Source organism: Bacteroides fragilis NCTC 9343 (assembly GCF_000025985.1).
Taxonomy (GTDB): Bacteria; Bacteroidota; Bacteroidia; order Bacteroidales; family Bacteroidaceae; genus Bacteroides; species Bacteroides fragilis.
Genome location: NC_003228.3, coordinates 4,722,424 through 4,741,293, shown reverse-complemented (window position 1 = coordinate 4,741,293; position 18,870 = coordinate 4,722,424). Strand labels below are relative to the sequence as shown.

Annotated in this window: 18 protein-coding genes and 5 tRNA genes; 20 read left to right on the top strand and 3 right to left on the bottom strand. The window is 44.4% G+C overall.

Features of this window, described 5'->3' with window-relative positions; translation table 11 throughout:
* Nucleotides 1-68: 68 nt before the first annotated feature.
* The 3 genes from priA (at nucleotide 69) to BF9343_RS19575 (ending at nucleotide 4,957) form a co-directional block, all read left to right on the top strand.
* Entirely contained in the window at nucleotides 69-2,528 is a 2,460-nt protein-coding gene (gene priA, locus BF9343_RS19585; RefSeq protein ID WP_008770202.1) for a replication restart helicase PriA, read from the top strand.
* Between the two features lie 41 nt (nucleotides 2,529-2,569).
* Nucleotides 2,570-4,369, top strand: coding sequence for a DUF4091 domain-containing protein (locus BF9343_RS19580; RefSeq protein WP_010993672.1), 1,800 nt, complete (start codon nucleotides 2,570-2,572; stop codon nucleotides 4,367-4,369).
* Nucleotides 4,370-4,483: 114 nt separating this feature from the next.
* Nucleotides 4,484-4,957 (top strand): low molecular weight protein-tyrosine-phosphatase, encoded by a 474-nt coding sequence (locus BF9343_RS19575; protein ID WP_005791496.1) that lies wholly within the window; start codon nucleotides 4,484-4,486, stop codon nucleotides 4,955-4,957.
* Here the strand turns inward: BF9343_RS19575 and BF9343_RS19570 are convergent.
* A complete protein-coding gene (locus BF9343_RS19570; RefSeq protein ID WP_005791499.1) occupies nucleotides 4,932-6,989 on the bottom strand; it encodes an HD family phosphohydrolase in 2,058 nt (685 codons plus the stop codon). The genes BF9343_RS19575 and BF9343_RS19570 overlap by 26 nt on opposite strands.
* Before the next feature lie 94 nt (nucleotides 6,990-7,083).
* Between BF9343_RS19570 and gltX the strand changes: the two genes are divergently transcribed.
* Nucleotides 7,084-8,601: a glutamate--tRNA ligase gene (gene gltX / locus BF9343_RS19565; protein WP_005791502.1), complete on the top strand. Its 1,518-nt coding sequence runs from the start codon at nucleotides 7,084-7,086 to the stop codon at nucleotides 8,599-8,601.
* Nucleotides 8,602-8,613: 12 nt separating this feature from the next.
* The gene (locus BF9343_RS19560) at nucleotides 8,614-9,834 is read left to right on the top strand and encodes a 3-deoxy-D-manno-octulosonic acid transferase (RefSeq protein ID WP_008661421.1); all 1,221 of its coding nucleotides are present in this window, start codon (nucleotides 8,614-8,616) and stop codon (nucleotides 9,832-9,834) included.
* A 188-nt stretch (nucleotides 9,835-10,022) separates the two neighbouring features.
* Here BF9343_RS19560 and BF9343_RS19555 read toward each other — a convergent pair whose 3' ends face one another.
* Together BF9343_RS19555 and BF9343_RS19550 are read right to left on the bottom strand one after the other, a co-directional pair.
* The gene (locus BF9343_RS19555) at nucleotides 10,023-10,535 is read right to left on the bottom strand and encodes a gamma carbonic anhydrase family protein (RefSeq protein ID WP_005791506.1); all 513 of its coding nucleotides are present in this window, start codon (nucleotides 10,533-10,535) and stop codon (nucleotides 10,023-10,025) included.
* A 94-nt stretch (nucleotides 10,536-10,629) separates the two neighbouring features.
* The gene (locus BF9343_RS19550) at nucleotides 10,630-12,408 is read right to left on the bottom strand and encodes an aminopeptidase P family protein (RefSeq protein ID WP_010993671.1); all 1,779 of its coding nucleotides are present in this window, start codon (nucleotides 12,406-12,408) and stop codon (nucleotides 10,630-10,632) included.
* Between the two features lie 173 nt (nucleotides 12,409-12,581).
* Between BF9343_RS19550 and rpsU the strand changes: the two genes are divergently transcribed.
* The 15 genes from rpsU (at nucleotide 12,582) to rplL (ending at nucleotide 18,852) form a co-directional block, all read left to right on the top strand.
* Nucleotides 12,582-12,773 (top strand): 30S ribosomal protein S21, encoded by a 192-nt coding sequence (gene rpsU, locus BF9343_RS19545; RefSeq protein WP_005782152.1) that lies wholly within the window; start codon nucleotides 12,582-12,584, stop codon nucleotides 12,771-12,773.
* Between the two features lie 73 nt (nucleotides 12,774-12,846).
* Nucleotides 12,847-13,728 carry a tyrosine recombinase XerC gene (gene xerC, locus BF9343_RS19540; RefSeq protein ID WP_005804122.1) on the top strand — a complete coding sequence of 294 codons (882 nt, stop codon included), beginning with the start codon at nucleotides 12,847-12,849 and terminating at the stop codon, nucleotides 13,726-13,728.
* A gap of 14 nt (nucleotides 13,729-13,742) precedes the next feature.
* A complete protein-coding gene (gene hpf, locus BF9343_RS19535) occupies nucleotides 13,743-14,042 on the top strand; it encodes a ribosome hibernation-promoting factor, HPF/YfiA family (RefSeq protein WP_005782154.1) in 300 nt (99 codons plus the stop codon).
* A gap of 98 nt (nucleotides 14,043-14,140) precedes the next feature.
* Nucleotides 14,141-14,214: transfer RNA gene (locus BF9343_RS19530), tRNA-Thr, on the top strand.
* Between the two features lie 74 nt (nucleotides 14,215-14,288).
* Nucleotides 14,289-14,371: transfer RNA gene (locus tag BF9343_RS19525), tRNA-Tyr, on the top strand.
* A 31-nt stretch (nucleotides 14,372-14,402) separates the two neighbouring features.
* Nucleotides 14,403-14,475 (top strand) — tRNA-Gly (locus BF9343_RS19520).
* A 10-nt stretch (nucleotides 14,476-14,485) separates the two neighbouring features.
* A tRNA-Thr gene (locus tag BF9343_RS19515) sits at nucleotides 14,486-14,557 on the top strand.
* Between the two features lie 50 nt (nucleotides 14,558-14,607).
* Entirely contained in the window at nucleotides 14,608-15,792 is a 1,185-nt protein-coding gene (gene tuf / locus BF9343_RS19510) for an elongation factor Tu (RefSeq protein ID WP_005782155.1), read from the top strand.
* Between the two features lie 53 nt (nucleotides 15,793-15,845).
* Nucleotides 15,846-15,918 (top strand) — tRNA-Trp (locus BF9343_RS19505).
* Between the two features lie 14 nt (nucleotides 15,919-15,932).
* Nucleotides 15,933-16,124 (top strand): preprotein translocase subunit SecE, encoded by a 192-nt coding sequence (secE, locus tag BF9343_RS23295; RefSeq protein WP_005782157.1) that lies wholly within the window; start codon nucleotides 15,933-15,935, stop codon nucleotides 16,122-16,124.
* A 16-nt stretch (nucleotides 16,125-16,140) separates the two neighbouring features.
* On the top strand, nucleotides 16,141-16,683 hold the full coding sequence (gene nusG, locus BF9343_RS19495; protein WP_005782159.1) for a transcription termination/antitermination protein NusG: 543 nt from the start codon (nucleotides 16,141-16,143) through the stop codon (nucleotides 16,681-16,683).
* A gap of 60 nt (nucleotides 16,684-16,743) precedes the next feature.
* A complete protein-coding gene (rplK, locus tag BF9343_RS19490) occupies nucleotides 16,744-17,187 on the top strand; it encodes a 50S ribosomal protein L11 (RefSeq protein ID WP_005791514.1) in 444 nt (147 codons plus the stop codon).
* 15 nt (nucleotides 17,188-17,202) lie between these two features.
* Nucleotides 17,203-17,901, top strand: coding sequence for a 50S ribosomal protein L1 (gene rplA / locus BF9343_RS19485; protein WP_005782161.1), 699 nt, complete (start codon nucleotides 17,203-17,205; stop codon nucleotides 17,899-17,901).
* A gap of 15 nt (nucleotides 17,902-17,916) precedes the next feature.
* A complete protein-coding gene (gene rplJ / locus BF9343_RS19480; protein ID WP_010993670.1) occupies nucleotides 17,917-18,429 on the top strand; it encodes a 50S ribosomal protein L10 in 513 nt (170 codons plus the stop codon).
* 48 nt (nucleotides 18,430-18,477) lie between these two features.
* The gene (rplL, locus tag BF9343_RS19475; RefSeq protein ID WP_005782165.1) at nucleotides 18,478-18,852 is read left to right on the top strand and encodes a 50S ribosomal protein L7/L12; all 375 of its coding nucleotides are present in this window, start codon (nucleotides 18,478-18,480) and stop codon (nucleotides 18,850-18,852) included.
* Nucleotides 18,853-18,870 lie beyond the last annotated feature (18 nt).

Sequence of the window (18,870 nt, the reverse complement as noted above, 5' to 3'; positions counted from 1 at the left end):
AGAATCATTTTATGATAAACGAATCCCCGGCGCTTGCGTCGGGGATTTTTTGTATCTTTGTCCTCACAATGAAAAAGTATGTAGATGTCATATTACCTTTGCCTCTGCCCCGTTGCTTTACCTATTCCCTTCCGGACGAAGGGGCTGAAGAGGTGCAAATAGGTTGCCGGGTAGTTGTACCTTTCGGGCGGAAGAAGTACTATACAGCCATTGTTCGCAATGTGCATCACTATGCACCGACCGAATATGAAGTCAAAGAGATCTCTACTGTACTTGACACCTCTCCGATACTGCTGCCCGGTCAGTTCCGGTTCTGGGAATGGCTGGCCGATTATTATCTTTGTACGCAGGGTGATGTTTACAAAGCCGCATTGCCTTCCGGCCTGAAGTTGGAGAGCGAGACGATTGTGGAGTATAATCCCGACTTCGAGGCGGATGCTCCTCTTTCTGAACGCGAGCAACTGGTGCTCGACCTGCTTGCCAAAGAACCCGAGCAATGTGTCACCAAACTTGAGAAAGAGAGCGGATTGAAAAACATTCTCACCGTTATCAAGTCGCTGCTCGACAAGGAAGCTCTGTTTGTAAAAGAAGAGCTCCGCCGCACCTATAAACCCAAAACGGAAGCCCGGGTCCGGCTGGTGGCAGACGCTTCCGGTGAAGAGAATCTCCGGCGTATCTTTGACGAGCTGGAGCGCGCTCCGAAACAGTTGGCGTTGTTGATGAAGTATGTGGAGCTTTCCGGCGTGTTGGGGGACGGTGCATCCAAAGAAGTGTCCAAGAAAGAACTTCTGCAACGTGCCTCTGCTTCTCCCGCTATTTTCAACGGATTGGTAGAAAAACAGATATTCGAGGTCTATTATCAGGAAATCGGGCGGTTGAACCGTTTGGTCGGAAAGACGGTAGAACTGAACGTGCTGAACGAGCACCAGCAACGGGCTTATCATGAAATCATGCAGAGCTTTCAGGAGAAGAATGTCTGTCTGCTCCACGGAGTGACTTCCAGTGGAAAGACCGAAGTATACATCCACCTGATAGAAGAGACGTTGAGGCAAGGCAGGCAGGTGCTTTATCTGTTGCCCGAAATAGCATTGACTACCCAGATCACCGAACGGCTGAAACGGGTGTTCGGCTCCCGGTTGGGAATCTATCACTCCAAGTTCCCCGACGCCGAGAGAGTAGAGATCTGGCAAAAGCAGTTGACGGAGGAGGGTTACGATATTATTCTGGGGGTACGCTCTTCGGTGTTCCTCCCGTTTCGGAATCTCGGACTGGTCATTGTGGACGAGGAACACGAAAATACGTATAAGCAACAAGATCCCGCACCGCGCTATCATGCCCGGAATGCTGCCATCGTGCTGGCTTCGATGTATGGGGCAAAGACGTTGCTGGGTACTGCCACTCCTTCGGTGGAGACTTGGCAGAATGCCACTACCGGCAAATTCGGGTGGGTGGAACTGAAAGAACGCTATAAGGAAATTCAATTGCCGGAGATTATTCCGGTAGATATAAAGGAGTTGCACCGCAAGAAGCGGATGACGGGGCAGTTCTCTCCGTTGCTGCTGCAATATGTCCGCGAGGCACTCGATAATAAACAGCAGGTGATTCTGTTTCAGAATCGCCGGGGATTTGCTCCGATGATAGAGTGCCGCACGTGCGGATGGGTGCCAAAGTGCAAGAACTGTGATGTCAGCCTGACCTATCATAAAGGTATCAATCAGCTGACTTGCCACTATTGCGGGTATACTTACCAGTTGCCCCGTTCGTGTCCGGCTTGCGAAGGGGTCGAGTTGATGCACAGAGGATTTGGTACGGAAAAGATAGAAGATGATGTGAAGTTGATTTTTCCGGAAGCTTCCGTAGCACGTATGGATCTCGATACTACACGTACGCGGTCGGCATACGAAAAAATTATTGCAGACTTTGAACAGGGAAAGACCGATATACTGATCGGTACCCAGATGGTATCCAAAGGACTCGACTTTGACCACGTCAGCGTGGTGGGGATACTCAATGCGGACACGATGCTGAATTATCCCGATTTCCGTTCGTACGAACGTGCCTTCCAGTTGATGGCGCAGGTTGCCGGACGTGCCGGACGAAAAAATAAACGGGGCAGGGTAGTGTTGCAAACCAAAAGTATAGACCATCCCATCATCCGTCAGGTGATGACGAACGATTATGAAGATATGGTGGCGGGACAACTGGCTGAGCGGCAGATGTTTCATTATCCTCCGTATTACCGGATGGTGTATGTCTATCTGAAAAACCGGAACGAGACGTTGCTTGATGTGATGGCACACACCATGGCCGAGAAACTGCGCGCATTGTTCGGAAACCGGATACTGGGACCGGATAAACCGCCCGTTGCCCGTATTCAAACTTTGTTCATACGAAAAATAGTTGTTAAAATAGAACAAAATGCGCCGATGAGTCGTGCCCGTGAATTACTTTTGCGGGTACAACGTGAAATGATAGAAGACGAACGGTTTAAATCGCTGATTGTTTACTATGATGTAGATCCTATGTAATGAAAACCAATCTTAATATATTACCCTTAAAAAATGAAACCATGAAGCGAATCACGACACTTTTGCTTTCTTGCCTGGTTAGTACAGGCCCGCTTCTTGCCCAGCAAGGAGTGACACAATGTGGAACACCGACCGGACAGGCCCCGTTCCCCATCCAGTCTTATAAAGAATTGCCCGATCCGGTTGCTCCTTCCGAAAAAGAATGGGCGGCAGTCAAAGCCCCTCAGGTACAATGGGGAAATACCGATACCCGGTATGCGAAACATGCCGTACCTGTGATCCAGTCGCAGAAAAGCATTACGCTGGAGGGATGGCGCGGTGAGAAACTCCATGCGCAGGCTGTTGTCTGGACCGGTACCGACCTGAAAGGATTGAACTATTCTCTCTCCGAATTTAAAAACTCCAAGGGAGATGTACTTCCGGCCGATGCATTCAGCGGAGGTTTTGTCCGCTATGTGATGACCGACGAATTGAATAAAGACGGACGTGGCGGCTGTGGTTATCGTCCCGATCACTCCATTTACGACTCTCTGTTGGTTGCCGATCCGATTGACCACTTGCTGACTTCGATGCCTATGGAAGCTAAAAGCACTCAGGCCATCTGGATCAATTGCCAGGTTCCCCAGACTGTGTCACCGGGAGTCTATCGTGGTACGGTCGAGGTGAAAGACGGAGATAACCGTCTGTCTACCTTGAAGATGGATATCAAAGTCTCTTCACGCGTGTTGCCTGCCCCGTCTCAGTGGGCTTTCCACCTCGATTTGTGGCAGAGTCCGTTTGCCGTGGCACGTTATTATCAGGTTCCGCTCTGGAGTCAGGCACACATAGATGCCATGCGTCCTGTGATGAAGATGCTGGCGGATGCCGGACAGAAGATTATTACGGCTTCCATCATGCATAAACCTTGGAACGGACAGACTTATGACTACTTTGAATCGATGGTCACCTGGACAAAGAAAGTGAACGGCACTTGGGCTTTCGATTATGATGTGTTCGACAAGTGGGTAGAGATGATGATGAGCGTGGGCATCGACAAGCAGATCAATTGCTACTCGATGGTTCCGTGGAAGTTGTCTTTCCAATATTTCGATCAGGCTACAAACAGTATGCAGTATGTGAAAACCGCTCCGGGCGAAAAAGCTTACGAAGAGATGTGGGTGGCTATGTTGAAGTCATTCTCTAAACATTTACGTGAGAAAGGTTGGTTCGATATTTGTACCATTGCCATGGACGAACGCCCGATGGAGGTTATGCAGAAAACATTGCAGGTGATCCGCAAAGCCGATCCTGAGTTTAAAGTATCGCTGGCGGGTAACTTCCACAAAGAACTGGAAGCGGATATCTACGACTATTGTATTCCTATCGGAGCTTCTTATCCGGCGGAGGTATTGGCACGTCGTGCACAAAACAATCTTCCTACTACCTATTATACGTGCTGTACGGAAGCTTTCCCGAATACCTTTACCTTCTCCGATCCTGCCGAGGCTGCCTGGATGAGTTATTATTCTGCCAAAGATCATCTTGACGGCTATCTGCGTTGGGCTTATAATAGTTGGCCGAAAGAGCCGCTGCTCGATTCACGTTTTGAGGCCTGGGCCGGTGGAGACACTTATCTGGTTTATCCGGGAGCACGCTCTTCCATTCGTTTCGAAAAATTGATCGAGGGTGTTCAGGCTCACGAAAAGATAACGATCCTTCGCAAGGAATTTACGGATAAGAAAAACAAGACCGGATTTAAGAAGCTGGAAAAAATGCTCTCCACATTTAACTTGAGAGACTTCCCTGAAGTTCCGGCTGCCGAAACAGTGAATAAGGCGAACAAAATACTGAATTCGTTGTAGAATTATTGACTGTACTTATATGATACCGCATGCAGAAACGCGTAGCTGGGAGATCCATGCGGCACGTTGTTGCATGCGGATTTTTATATCTTTATATTTCAAAAGTAAGAAAGCATGAAAAAGAAAATACTTTTTGTTTGCCTCGGCAACATTTGCCGCTCTTCTACGGCAGAAGGCGTGATGCTTCATCTGATTAAAGAAGCCGGCCTGGAAAAAGAGTTTGTGATTGATTCAGCCGGTATATTGGCTTATCACCAGGGGGAACTGCCCGATAGCCGTATGCGTGCCCATGCCGCCCGCAGAGGATATGAACTGGTACATCGTTCGCGTCCTGTCCGTACGGAAGATTTTTACAACTTCGATCTTATAATCGGTATGGATGATCGGAACATGGACGATCTGAAGGAGAAAGCACCCTCTCCGGCAGAGTGGAAAAAGATCCACCGGATGACGGAATACTGCACCCGCATCCCCGCCGATCACGTGCCCGACCCTTATTATGGAGGTGCGGAGGGCTTTGAATACGTGCTCGACATACTTGAGGATGCTTGTGCCGGACTCCTTACTTCTTTAACTCAGGATAGCTGATGCGTGTGTGATAAATCGTTTTCAGTTTTTCTTTGAATACAGCTTTTATCGTCGCGATGTCTTTGAATGTGATCGGGCATTCTTTGAAATACCCCTCTTGTACTTGCGAATCGATAATCTTATCTACCAGATTACTGATGCTCTCTTCGGTATACTCCGGCAAGCTGCGTGAGGCGGCTTCTACGGAGTCTGCCATCATCAGTATGGCTGTCTCTTTCGAGAACGGATTGGGACCCGGATACGTGAAAACTTCTTCGTTCGGTTCTTCGCCCGGATGTTCGTTTTTCCAGGATATGTAGAAGAACTTGGTCTTTCCGCGCCCGTGGTGAGTACTGATAAAGTCCTTGATCACTTTAGGCAGATTATGCTTGTCGGCCAGTTTTAATCCGTCCGTCACATGGCTGATAACCACTTGGGCACTCTGTTCATAACTTAAATTCTTATGGGGGTTCACTCCGGACTGGTTTTCGGTAAAGAAAGCCGGATTTTCCATTTTGCCGATGTCATGATACAATGCTCCGGTACGTACCAACTGGCTTTTGGCTCCGATACGTATCGCAGCTTCAGCAGCCAGATTGGCCACTTGCATGGAGTGTTGGAAGGTACCCGGAACAGTTTCGGACATTCTTCTCAACAGATCATTATTGATGTTCGATAATTCTACAAGCGTAACATTCGACGTGAAGCCAAAAGTCTTCTCAAGCAGGAATAGCAGAGGATAAGCGAAAAGCAATAGTACACCGTTAATAATGAAGTAGATATACATACTTACGTTCAGCTTCGAAAGATCGTTTTCACTGATCAGCTCAAAAGCGAAATAGATAGCTGCATACGTCAGTATGACCAGAAGGGCCGTGCGGAACAACTGCGAACGTTGTGACAGTTCTCTCAAGCTGAAGATAGCTACCAGGCCGGCGGCTATTTGTGTCAGGATAAATTCGTGGGGATACCTCAGGGTGATGGAGCAGATCAGTATGGTGATGACATGTGTCAGGAATGCCGTACGCGAATCGAGGAAGACCCGGATAATAATCGGGAGCATGGCATAGGGTAGGATGTACACATTGAATATATTGTTTGTCACCATAAGCGCCGTGATGACACAATAGAACACGATCAGGGCGAAGAGCAACGATAAGCTGCCTTTGCGTTCATAATAATCTTTGCGGAACAGTTCCAGGTAAAGCATAAAGCAGAGTATCAATATGCCGACAAACAAGATTTGTCCGCCCAAGATCAGTCGCTTCTGTCCGATGGATTCGCTTCGCTTGATAGATTCCTTGCGCAAAGATTCCAGGATGTTATAGGTTTGTTTGTTGACTATCTCTCCACGGTCAATGATTTTCTGGCCGCTTTGTACTACTCCGTTTGCCCAGGAGTAGTTGTCGAGCAATTCTTTCCGGGCTGTCTCCGTACGCACAGAATCGTAAATGAGATTGGGGGTAATGTAGTCGTTGAGTGCACATTGCCGCAGGATGTCTCTGTTATAATGGGCGGTATCACCCGATATAAGATTCTCGTAGGCTCTCTTTACGGTATAGATGCCGTCGGTCGTCCGTTGGTTGGCCAACTTATCTTCAATCACCATGACAGAAGAGATGCTGTCGTGGAGGAGGGTCCGCATCTCTTCTGTCGATACGACTCCCGATTGATAGATGGCTTTCAGGCCTCTCTCGATGTATCGGATGTAGTCCGTCGAAGGCAATATGCCTTTCAGATGGGCATGATAATTCTCTTTCAGTTTGGCAAGGGCACTCTTCTCCACTTCTTTGTCCAGTTCAAAATAAGGCTGGAAAGAAGCCAGAAGACTGTCTTGTTCCCGTTTTACTACCGCTTCGTCTTTGTAGATCGGAAAATCGAAAGTTGCCATTAACTGGCCATACTTCCATGGTTTGTTAATGTCAAACTGATAGTTAAACTTCCCGTCACGGGGCAGGAAGTAAACAATGAACGCCACAGTACCGACGAAAATCAGCGCTTTATATAACAAATCTTTGTATGAGAAACTATTTTTCTTCTTCCAGTGTTCCATAACCCTTGAATTTTTTGCGAAAAGTACAAAAAAAAACAATAGTGTGGAAAAAAAGGTTTAATTTTGCCACGATTTACCTATACTAACGCAAATTATGGCAGAAAGAAAAGTAAGAGTTCGTTTTGCTCCGAGCCCAACAGGAGCATTGCATATAGGTGGTGTGCGTACCGCTTTGTATAATTATCTGTTTGCCCGCCAGCATGGGGGAGATTTGATTTTCCGTATCGAGGATACGGATTCCAACCGTTTCGTTCCGGGTGCGGAAGAATATATTCTGGAGTCTTTCAAATGGTTAGGAATACAGTTTGATGAAGGTGTAAGCTTCGGAGGAGAATACGGACCGTACCGCCAGTCGGAACGTCGTGAAATATACAAGAAGTATGTACAAGTGTTACTTGATAACGGAAAGGCCTACATCGCTTTCGATACTCCGGAAGAACTGGATGCCAAGCGTGCTGAAATAGCTAATTTCCAGTATGATGCATCTACCCGTGTGGGAATGCGCAATTCGTTGACGCTCCCGAAAGAAGAAGTGGAAGCGCTGATCGCTGACGGAAAACAATATGTGGTACGTTTCAAAATAGAACCGAACGAGGATATCCATGTGAACGACTTGATTCGTGGCGAAGTGGTTATCAATTCGTCTATCCTTGATGATAAAGTTTTATATAAATCGGCCGACGAACTGCCTACTTATCACCTGGCCAATATCGTAGATGACCATTTAATGGAGGTGTCACACGTGATTCGTGGTGAAGAGTGGCTGCCTTCCGCTCCGCTGCACGTGCTGCTGTATCGTGCATTCGGCTGGGAAGATACTATGCCGGCTTTTGCCCACTTGCCTTTGCTGCTGAAACCGGAAGGCAATGGAAAACTGAGTAAACGTGACGGTGATCGTTTGGGATTCCCTGTATTCCCTCTTGAGTGGCATGACCCGAAGAGCGGTGAGATTTCTTCCGGTTATCGTGAATCAGGTTATCTGCCCGAGGCTGTTATCAATTTCCTTGCTCTGCTGGGATGGAATCCGGGTAACGACCAGGAAGTGATGTCTATGGACGAGCTGATCCGTCTGTTCGACCTGCATCGTTGCAGCAAGTCGGGTGCAAAATTTGATTATAAAAAAGGTATCTGGTTCAATCATACTTACATTCAGCAGAAATCTGACAAAGAGATAGCCGAGCTGTTTGTACCGGTGCTGAAAGAGCATGGAGTAGAAGCTCCTTTCGAAAAAGTGGTGACGGTGGTTGGTATGATGAAAGACCGTGTCAGCTTTGTTAAAGAACTATGGGAGGTATGCAGTTTCTTCTTTGTGGCTCCGACGGAATATGACGAAAAGACGGTTAAGAAACGCTGGAAAGAGGATTCGGCTAAATGTATGACCGAACTGGCGGAGGTATTGGCCGGAATTGAAGATTTCAGCATTGAAGGTCAAGAAAAAATAGTAATGGACTGGATTGCCGAGAAGGGGTATCATACAGGTAATATTATGAATGCTTTCCGCCTGACACTGGTAGGTGAGGGCAAAGGTCCTCATATGTTCGATATTTCCTGGGTGTTGGGAAAAGAAGAAACATTGGCTCGCATGAAACGTGCCGTAGAGGTTTTGAAATAAGGATCCGGAGGTATGTTTTACGATCTGGCAATAGGAATTTACGACCTTCTGGTGCATTTGGCTGCACCATTCAGTCGCAAACCCCGGAAGATGATGAAGGGGCACTGGGTGGTGTACGATCTTCTTCGCCAACAGGTAGAGAAAGACGAGCGTTACATTTGGTTTCACGCCGCTTCTCTGGGGGAGTTTGAGCAGGGACGTCCTTTAATTGAGAGTATACGGGAGCGATATCCCGATTATAAAATACTGCAAACGTTCTTTTCTCCTTCGGGATATGAAGTCCGGAAGAACTATAGAGGAGCAGATATTGTTTGCTATTTGCCGTTTGATAAACCTCGTAATGTGAAGAAGTTTCTGGATATCGTGAATCCTTGTATGGCTTTCTTCATTAAATATGAATTCTGGAAGAACTATCTGGACGAATTGCACAAACGTCGTATTCCCGTTTACAGTGTTTCGTCTATTTTCCGCAAAGATCAGATTTTTTTCAAATGGTACGGAGGGACTTATCGAAATGTACTGAAAGATTTTGATCATCTGTTTGTGCAGAATGAGGCTTCAAAGCGTTTTCTTGCCAAGATCGGTATCACAAGGGTAACGGTAGTGGGAGATACCCGCTTCGACCGCGTCCTGCAGATTCGGGAGCAGGCAAAAGAGTTGCCGTTGGTGGAGCAGTTTAAAAACGGTGCATTTACTTTTGTGGCAGGAAGTTCATGGGGGCCGGACGAAGATCTTTTCATCGAATATTTTAATAGTCACCCTGAGATGAAGTTGATTATAGCTCCTCACGTAATCGATGAAAATCATCTGGTAGAGATTATAGGTAAATTGAAACGTCCTTCTGTACGCTATACCCGTGCAGATGAAAAGAATGTCCGGAAGGCGGACTGCTTGATAATCGATTGTTTCGGTTTGCTCTCTTCGATCTATCGTTATGGGGAAATTGCTTATATCGGTGGTGGTTTTGGAGTCGGGATTCACAATACGCTTGAAGCGGCTGTATATGGCATTCCGGTAATTTTCGGACCCAAATACCAGAAATTTATGGAAGCTATGCAACTGATCGAAGCCGGGGGAGCCTATTCCATTAAGGATTACAATGAACTGAAAATATTGCTCGACAGACTTTTAACCGATGAAGCATTCCTGAAGAAGACCGGCACGAATGCCGGTAATTATGTCATTGGTAATTCCGGAGCAACGGAGAAAGTACTGCATATGATAAACTTTTAAGTTTCCTGTTCGAAAGGAGATAAATAAAATAGAGGGTGTTTCATAACTCACTACAGATTACACAGATTTACACAAAACGATTTTTAATCTGCTGATAACCGATAATATTTATCTGTGTAAATCCGTGCAGCCTGTGGTGAATACGAGTTTTGAACACCCTCTATTTTGTATATTATGTAGAGGTGGAATTATTTATACCAGTCAGAATACATCAGGTAGTTGTGAGCTATTTTCTGGTTCAGTTCTTTAGCTTGTTCCGGATCTACCTTCTTTATGAACTTGGCCGGTACACCTCCCCAAATACTTCCCGGTTCGATGATGGTATTGCTCAGTACAAGTGAGCCTGCGGCAACGATTGCGCCTTCGCCAATGACTGCATGATCGAGCAAGGTCGATCCCATGCCGATCAAAGCATAGTCCTTTACTGTTGCACCATGGATTGTCACATTGTGCCCTACCGATACATAGTTACCTATTTCGATGGTTGATTTTTCGTAAAGAGTGTGTAAGACACTTCCGTCCTGTATGTTCACTCCATCACCCATGCGGATCGAGTTTACATCTCCTCTCAACACGGTGCTGAACCAAATGCTACAATTCTGTCCCATTTTTACATCGCCGATGATGGTGGCGTTATCGGCCAGAAAACAGTTTTCTCCAAATTCGGGAGTAAAACCTCTTACTGATTTTATTAAAGCCATAGATTGTTGTTTTATACTTATTTCAAATTCAGCCGCTGACTTGCATAAATAACTATTTTGCAGCCAGTAAGGACTGAGCTATTTTTCCGATTTGTCAGATTGCTGCTGTAGCTTCTTTCAGCCATGCCTTTTCTTCTTCGTTCAGCTTGGGAGACAGCTTTTCGTATACCTGCTGGTGGTAATTATTCAACCAGTCGACCTCATCGGCAGTTAATAACTCTTTGATGATTCCCTTCTTGCAGATAGGGCAGAGCGTAATTGTTTCGAACTTCAGGTATTCACCGAACAGGCCTTCACCGGCGCTGCATACCAGTGTCAGGTTTTCCGTACGGATTCCATGACTACCGCCTTTGTACACTCCCGGTTCATTTGAGGTGACCATTCCGGGTTGCAATACAATGGGGTTTTCGTTCATGCGAATGCTTTGCGGTCCTTCGTGTACACTTAAGAAATGACCTACACCATGACCTGTACCATGTAGGAAGTTCATTTTATGACTCCATAACGGCATGCGTGCGAGGACATCCAGCTGTGCCCCTCTGGTACCTGAAGGGAATACGGCCATCGCCAGTGCGATATGTCCTTTCAGAACCAATGTATAATCTGTTTTTTCTTCTGTAGTCAGTTCACCTAACGCAATGGTACGTGTAATGTCCGTAGTACCATCCAGGTATTGAGCTCCTGAGTCGAGGAGAAGAAAACCTTTCGGGTGCAATGTTGCGTTGCTTTCCTCGGTTGCCGAATAGTGTACAATAGCTCCATGTTCTTTGTAGCCTGCGATGGTATCGAAGCTTTCGCCTGCATATAAATCTTGTGTCGCACGAAATGCGTGCAATTTACGGTCAATGCTTAATTCTGTTTCTGTTCCGGAGGGAACAGCCGACTCCAGCCATCTCAGAAACTTGACTAATGCTACGCCATCACGTTGCATGGCTGCATGAATGCCTTTGATTTCTTGGTCGTTACGTATGGCTTTCAATAGAGCTACCGGCGCTTCTCCCCGTATAATCCGGCATCGGGGATTTACCGAAGAGAAAACAGAATAGTTGGTTTTTGCAGGATTCATTAAGATACTTGAACTATTGAGATCAGATAAGTAAATCTCTGTATCTGAATAGTTTTGTATCTCTATCTGTTGCTCTTCTAAATAGTTCCGTACCCCTTCTGTCACTTTCTCCGGTGCAATGAATAATACTGCTTTTTTTTCTGTTATAAGCAGATAGCTCACTACTACCGGATTGCAATGTACATCATTGCCACGCAGATTCAAAGTCCAGGCTATTTCGTCTAAAGCTGACAGCATCACGCTTTCTGCGCTTTTCTTTTTCAACTCTGTACGAATGGCTGCAATCTTTTCAGAGCAACTTTTGCCGGCGTATTTGATATCGTATACAAAAGCGGGAGACTCCGGCATGGGCGGTCGGTTTTCCCAAAGCTCGTCCATGGGGTCGGGACAGAACACAATCTGAATGTTCTTTGCTGAAAGTTCCGCTTGCATACTTTCTACTTGTTCAACAGAGAACATTTTTCCATCGATACCTACGGATTCGCCCGGCTGTAGCTCGTCGGAAAGGAATTTTGTGATACTTGGAGTTTCCGGTAACATCTCTTTGTATAGATCGATACCGCTTCCCTGCAATTGCTCTGCTGCCTGTAGAAAATATCTTGAGTCAGTCCAAAGTCCGGCTTTTTTTTCAGTAATCACTACCGTACCTGCCGAGCCGGTAAATCCTGATATCCACTCTCTTGATTTCCAGTGTGGTGCTACGTATTCGCTGAGGTGAGGATCTGTGCTGGGAATGATGAATGCTTGAATGTTGGGTTTAAACCACATGCGTAATGCATGTATCCGTTCACTGATTGACTGTTTCATACATTATATATATTATATCGTTATACTCTCCAAAGATAACTACTTTCTGTACCTTTTGCATTGATTTTGAGAAATAATTGCCGAAAGTTTTGTGAATAAAGAAAGTATGTGTAATTTTGCGGCGCAATTTGACTGCGGAAATTTTAAACCATAACATATTTAATAATAACAAAATGATTGTAGTACCTGTAAAAGAAGGCGAAAACATTGAAAAAGCGCTGAAGAAGTTTAAGAGAAAATTTGAAAAAACTGGCATCGTTAAAGAGTTGAGAAGCAGACAACAGTTTGATAAACCGTCTGTAACTAAAAGACTTAAGAAAGAACGTGCAGTTTACGTGCAAAAACTTCAGCAAGTAGAAGATTAATAATTCGTAATTTCCTTTGAATTATTGAATTCTTTTCATACATTCGTTGCAGAATTATAGATGTAGCGATATTATGTTAACAGATTCTTTTCTTGATTATCTCCGGTACGAGCGGAATTATTCTGAGAAAACCGTACTGGCTTACGGCGAGGATATTTCGCAGTTGCGGGAGTTTGCTCAGGAAAGGATGGAGAAGTTTGATCCGGCGGAGGTGAAGCCAGAACTGGTTCGTGAGTGGATTGTTTCACTGATGGATCAGGGGTATACTTCAACTTCGGTAAACCGTAAGCTAAGTTCTCTCCGGTCATTTTATAAATATCTTCTCAGACAGGGAGAGGTGAGCGTCGATCCATTGCGTAAAATAACAGGACCGAAAAATAAAAAGCCACTTCCCTCTTTCTTGAAAGAGAGTGAAATGAATAAATTGCTGGATGATACAGATTTTGGTGAAGGGTTTAAAGGTTGTCGGGATCGTCTGATTATTGAGATGTTTTATGCTACGGGCATGCGTCTCTCTGAGTTGATCGGTCTGGATGATAAGGATGTGGATTTCTCTGCTTCTCTTCTGAAAGTAACGGGGAAGAGGAATAAGCAGCGTTTGATACCTTTTGGCGATGAGTTGAAAGAGACGATGCTTGAGTATGTTGATATAAGAAACGAAATGATTTCCGGAAGGTCGGATGCCTTTTTTGTAAGAGAGAATGGTGAGCGGCTTTATAAGAATCTGGTCTATAATTTAGTGAAACGGAACCTTTCGAAGGTGGTAACGCTTAAAAAGCGTAGTCCTCACGTGTTGAGACATACTTTTGCCACAACGATGCTGAATAATGATGCGGAGTTGGGTGCGGTGAAAGAGCTTTTGGGTCACAGTAGTCTGGCGACTACGGAGATTTATACGCATACCACTTTTGAAGAACTTAAAAAAGTGTATAAACAAGCTCATCCACGAGCCTAAAAAAGGAGGTAAGTATGGAAATTAGAATTCAATCGATTCACTTTGATGCAACGGAACAATTGCAGGCTTTCATTCAGAAGAAAGTGTCTAAGTTGGAAAAATATTACGAAGATATAAAGAAAGTGGAGGTGTCATTAAAGGTAGTTAAACCAGAAACTGCGGAGAATAAAGAAGCCGGCATTACGGTGCTGGTTCCGAATAATGATTTTCATGCAAGTAAAATATGCGATACTTTTGAGGAAGCAGTCGACTTGTGTGTGGAAGCATTGGAAAAACAGTTGGTTAAATACAAGGAAAAGCAACGAAATAAATAAAAATATCGCAAATATTTTGCGGGAAAGAAATAAATAACTAAATTTGCAGCCGTTTCGCTCGCGTTAGGACGTGACGGTTGCATTTTTTAAGTAAAAACGCCTCTTTAGCTCAGTTGGCCAGAGCACGTGATTTGTAATCTCGGGGTCGTTGGTTCGAATCCGACAAGAGGCTCAAGAAAAAGAAGAACCTAAATAAGTGGAATCGGGAGTTTTATTATCTATTTCAATGTTTGGGTTTCGTATAAAGGGCAAATACCAGAGTGGCCAAATGGGGCAGACTGTAAATCTGCTGGCTTACGCCTTCGGTGGTTCGAATCCATCTTTGCCCACAAAGAAGACAGAGTGAAAACTTTGGCAAATGCGGAAGTAGCTCAGTTGATAGAGCATTAGCCTTCCAAGCTGAGGGTCGCGGGTTTGAGCCCCGTCTTCCGCTCTCTTTTTTCGCTGTTATAGCTCAGTGGTAGAGCACTTCCTTGGTAAGGAAGAGGTCCCGGGTTCAAATCCCGGTAACAGCTCTGTAAGATGTAAATGCTGATTATTAATCAAATAAATAACAAGTAAAGCTATGGCTAAAGAGAAATTTGAACGTACCAAACCGCACGTAAACATTGGTACAATCGGTCACGTTGACCACGGTAAAACCACTTTGACTGCTGCTATCACTACTGTGTTGGCAAAGAAAGGTCTTTCTGAACTTCGTTCTTTCGATTCTATCGATAATGCTCCTGAAGAAAAAGAAAGAGGTATTACTATCAATACTTCACACGTTGAGTATGAAACTGCTAACCGTCACTACGCACACGTTGACTGTCCGGGTCACGCTGACTACGTAAAGAACATGGTTACTGGTGCTGCTCAGATGGACGGTGCTATCATTGTAGTTGCTGCTACTGATGGTCCGATGCCTCAGACTCGTGAGCACATCCTTTTGGCTCGTCAGGTAAACGTTCCGAAGCTGGTTGTATTCATGAACAAGTGCGATATGGTTGAAGATGCTGAGATGTTGGAACTTGTTGAAATGGAAATGAGAGAATTGCTTTCATTCTATGATTTCGACGGTGACAATACTCCGATCATTCAGGGTTCTGCTCTTGGTGCATTGAACGGCGTAGAAAAATGGGAAGACAAAGTAATGGAACTGATGGAAGCTGTTGATACTTGGATTCCACTGCCTCCGCGCGATGTTGATAAACCTTTCTTGATGCCGGTAGAAGACGTGTTCTCTATCACAGGTCGTGGTACTGTAGCTACAGGTCGTATCGAAACTGGTGTTATCCATGTAGGTGATGAAATCGAAATCCTCGGTTTGGGTGAAGATAAGAAATCAGTTGTAACAGGTGTTGAAATGTTCCGCAAACTTCTGGATCAGGGTGAAGCTGGTGACAACGTAGGTCTGTTGCTTCGTGGTGTTGACAAGAACGAAATCAAACGTGGTATGGTTCTTTGTAAACCGGGTCAGATTAAACCTCACTCTAAATTCAAAGCAGAGGTTTATATCCTGAAGAAAGAAGAAGGTGGTCGTCACACTCCATTCCATAACAAATATCGTCCTCAGTTCTATCTGCGTACTATGGACTGTACAGGTGAAATCACTCTTCCGGAAGGAACTGAAATGGTAATGCCGGGTGATAACGTAACTATCACTGTAGAGTTGATCTATCCGGTTGCACTGAACATCGGTCTTCGTTTCGCTATCCGCGAAGGTGGACGTACAGTAGGTGCTGGTCAGATTACTGAAATTATCGACTAAAACCAAATATTAATCAGTTCCCGGTAGTAATATCGGGAACTGATTATGTACAAACGGGAGTAGCTCAGTTGGTAGAGCACCGGTCTCCAAAACCGGGTGTCGGGAGTTCGAGCCTCTCCTCCCGTGCTAATATTTATGAAATGAAAAAAGTAGTAGCTTATATTAAAGAATCTTACGACGAACTTGTTCATAAAGTGTCGTGGCCTACGTATTCAGAACTAACTAACAGTGCGGTAGTTGTTTTATATGCTTCCCTGCTTATCGCATTGGTAGTGTTCGCGATGGACTTCTGTTTCCAGAATTTTATGGAAAAAATAATTTATCCACATTAAAAAGAGAGGAATTACGATGTCTGAGATTGAAAAGAAATGGTACGTTTTGCGTGCTATTAGCGGAAAAGAAGCTAAGGTGAAAGAGTATCTTGAAGCTGATATTAAAAACAGCGACCTTGGCGAATATGTGTCTCAGGTATTGATTCCTACCGAAAAGGTATATCAGGTTCGCAATGGTAAGAAAATTGTGAAAGAAAGAAGTTATCTTCCTGGTTACGTTTTGGTGGAGGCTGCTTTGGTTGGTGAGGTTTCTCACCATCTGAGAAATACTCCTAATGTGATAGGTTTCTTGGGAGGTTCCGATAAACCGGTTCCCCTCAGACAGTCGGAAGTGAATCGTATACTTGGTACAGTGGATGAACTGCAAGAAACGGGTGAAGACTTAAATGTTCCGTATATTGTAGGCGAAACTGTAAAGGTTACTTTTGGTCCTTTTAGCGGATTCAGTGGCATCATTGAAGAAGTTAATAGTGAAAAAAAGAAACTGAAGGTCATGGTAAAGATATTCGGGCGCAAGACGCCGCTTGAATTAGGCTTTATGCAAGTGGAAAAGGAATAACGCAGAATTGTTACGCTGTAGTTGTCCTTCGTTTAATGTTATATATAAATTAATAAAAAAATGGCTAAAGAAGTTGCTGGACTAATCAAATTACAGATTAAAGGAGGCGCGGCAAACCCATCACCTCCCGTTGGACCTGCATTAGGTTCTAAGGGAATCAACATCATGGAGTTTTGCAAGCAATTCAACGCCAGAACCCAAGACAAAGCAGGTAAGATTTTACCTGTTATCATTACTTACTACGCAGATAAGTCTTTCGATTTTGTAATCAAGACTCCTCCCGTTGCCATTCAGTTGCTTGAAGTGGCTAAGGTAAAGAGTGGTTCTGCTGAGCCTAACCGTAAGAAAGTTGCCGAGATTACTTGGGAACAGGTTCGTACGATTGCTCAGGACAAAATGGTTGACTTGAACTGTTTTACTGTGGAAGCTGCCATGAGAATGGTTGCAGGTACAGCTAGAAGTATGGGTATCGCTGTAAAAGGGGAGTTCCCGGTTAATAATTAATAAACTTCAATTGTAATGGGTAAACTGACAAAAAATCAAAAGTTAGCTGCAGGAAAAATTGAAGCAGGGAAAGCATACTCACTGAAAGAAGCTGCATCTTTGGTAAAGGAAATCACTTTTACTAAGTTTGATGCTTCATTAGATATTGATGTACGTTTAGGTGTTGATCCACGTAAAGCAAACCAAATGGTGAGAGGTGTCGTTTCACTTCCTCACGGTACTGGAAAGCAAGTACGTGTATTGGTACTTTGTACACCGGATGCTGAAGCTGCTGCAAAAGAAGCTGGTGCTGACTATGTTGGTCTTGACGAATATATTGAAAAGATCAAAGGTGGATGGACTGATATTGATGTGATTATCACTATGCCATCTATCATGGGTAAAATTGGTGCACTCGGTCGTGTACTCGGTCCTCGTGGATTGATGCCGAACCCGAAGAGTGGTACCGTAACTATGGATGTTGCTAAAGCTGTAAGAGAAGTAAAACAAGGCAAGATTGACTTCAAAGTTGATAAGAGCGGTATTGTTCATACTTCAATTGGTAAGGTTTCATTCACTGCAGAGCAGATTCGCGACAACGCGAAAGAATTCATCTCTACATTGAATAAGTTGAAACCGACTGCAGCCAAGGGTACATATATTAAGAGTATTTATCTTTCTAGTACAATGAGTGCGGGTATCAAAATTGACCCGAAATCAGTAGAGGAAATCTAATAAAACAGAGTAACAATGAGAAAGGAAGATAAAAATACGATTATTGAGCAGATTGCTGCTACAGTACAGGAATATAGTCACTTCTATTTGGTAGATACAACAGCTATGAATGCTGCTGCAACAAGTGAATTGAGAAGAGCTTGTTTCAAGGCTGACATCAAATTGATGGTAGTCAAGAATACATTGCTTCATAAAGCACTTGAAAGCATTGAAGGTGATTTCTCTCCTCTTTACGATTCTTTGAAAGGTACAACAGCTGTGATGTTTTGCAATGTTGCAAACGCACCTGCTAAACTGATCAAGGATAAATCTAAAGATGGTATTCCGGGACTGAAAGCCGCATACGCAGAAGAAAGCTTCTATGTTGGTGCTGACCAGTTGGATGCTCTCGTAGCTATTAAGAGTAAGAATGAAGTTATTGCCGATATCGTTGCCCTGTTGCAATCACCGGCCAAGAATGTTATTTCTGCTCTTCAATCAGGTGGCAACACCCTTCACGGAGTTCTCAAAACTCTTGGTGAAAGATAATTATAACACATTTTATTTAGTAAATTAAACATTAAAATCATACAAAAAATGGCAGATTTGAAAGCTTTTGCAGAACAATTAGTTAACTTGACAGTAAAAGAAGTTAATGAACTTGCAACTATCCTTAAAGAAGAATATGGTATTGAACCTGCTGCTGCAGCTGTAGCTGTTGCTGCTGGTCCTGCAGCTGGTGCTGCTGCCGCAGAAGAAAAATCTTCTTTCGACGTAGTATTGAAGAGCGCTGGTGCAGCTAAACTTCAGGTTGTTAAGGCCGTTAAAGAAGCTTGTGGTCTTGGCTTGAAAGAAGCTAAGGACATGGTAGACGGTGCTCCTAGTGTAGTAAAAGAAGGTTTGGCTAAAGACGAAGCAGAATCATTGAAGAAAACATTGGAAGAAGCTGGAGCTGAAGTTGAACTTAAATAACATTAGCCTGGTTATCAG

Excerpts from the sequence above, each read along its gene's own strand:
- gltX (WP_005791502.1), top strand. The coding sequence starts at position 7,084 with ATGGCAGAAAGAAAAGTAAGAGTTCGTTTTGCTCCGAGCCCAACAGGA.
- tuf (WP_005782155.1), top strand. The coding sequence starts at position 14,608 with ATGGCTAAAGAGAAATTTGAACGTACCAAACCGCACGTAAACATTGGT.
- nusG (WP_005782159.1), top strand. The coding sequence starts at position 16,141 with ATGTCTGAGATTGAAAAGAAATGGTACGTTTTGCGTGCTATTAGCGGA.
- xerC (WP_005804122.1), top strand. The coding sequence starts at position 12,847 with ATGTTAACAGATTCTTTTCTTGATTATCTCCGGTACGAGCGGAATTAT.
- rplL (WP_005782165.1), top strand. The coding sequence starts at position 18,478 with ATGGCAGATTTGAAAGCTTTTGCAGAACAATTAGTTAACTTGACAGTA.
- BF9343_RS19550 (WP_010993671.1), bottom strand. The coding sequence starts at position 12,408 with ATGAAACAGTCAATCAGTGAACGGATACATGCATTACGCATGTGGTTT.
- rplJ (WP_010993670.1), top strand. The coding sequence starts at position 17,917 with ATGAGAAAGGAAGATAAAAATACGATTATTGAGCAGATTGCTGCTACA.
- BF9343_RS19575 (WP_005791496.1), top strand. The coding sequence starts at position 4,484 with ATGAAAAAGAAAATACTTTTTGTTTGCCTCGGCAACATTTGCCGCTCT.
- BF9343_RS19555 (WP_005791506.1), bottom strand. The coding sequence starts at position 10,535 with ATGGCTTTAATAAAATCAGTAAGAGGTTTTACTCCCGAATTTGGAGAA.
- rplK (WP_005791514.1), top strand. The coding sequence starts at position 16,744 with ATGGCTAAAGAAGTTGCTGGACTAATCAAATTACAGATTAAAGGAGGC.
- BF9343_RS19570 (WP_005791499.1), bottom strand. The coding sequence starts at position 6,989 with ATGGAACACTGGAAGAAGAAAAATAGTTTCTCATACAAAGATTTGTTA.
- BF9343_RS19580 (WP_010993672.1), top strand. The coding sequence starts at position 2,570 with ATGAAGCGAATCACGACACTTTTGCTTTCTTGCCTGGTTAGTACAGGC.
- BF9343_RS19560 (WP_008661421.1), top strand. The coding sequence starts at position 8,614 with ATGTTTTACGATCTGGCAATAGGAATTTACGACCTTCTGGTGCATTTG.
- rplA (WP_005782161.1), top strand. The coding sequence starts at position 17,203 with ATGGGTAAACTGACAAAAAATCAAAAGTTAGCTGCAGGAAAAATTGAA.
- hpf (WP_005782154.1), top strand. The coding sequence starts at position 13,743 with ATGGAAATTAGAATTCAATCGATTCACTTTGATGCAACGGAACAATTG.
- priA (WP_008770202.1), top strand. The coding sequence starts at position 69 with ATGAAAAAGTATGTAGATGTCATATTACCTTTGCCTCTGCCCCGTTGC.
- secE (WP_005782157.1), top strand. The coding sequence starts at position 15,933 with ATGAAAAAAGTAGTAGCTTATATTAAAGAATCTTACGACGAACTTGTT.
- rpsU (WP_005782152.1), top strand. The coding sequence starts at position 12,582 with ATGATTGTAGTACCTGTAAAAGAAGGCGAAAACATTGAAAAAGCGCTG.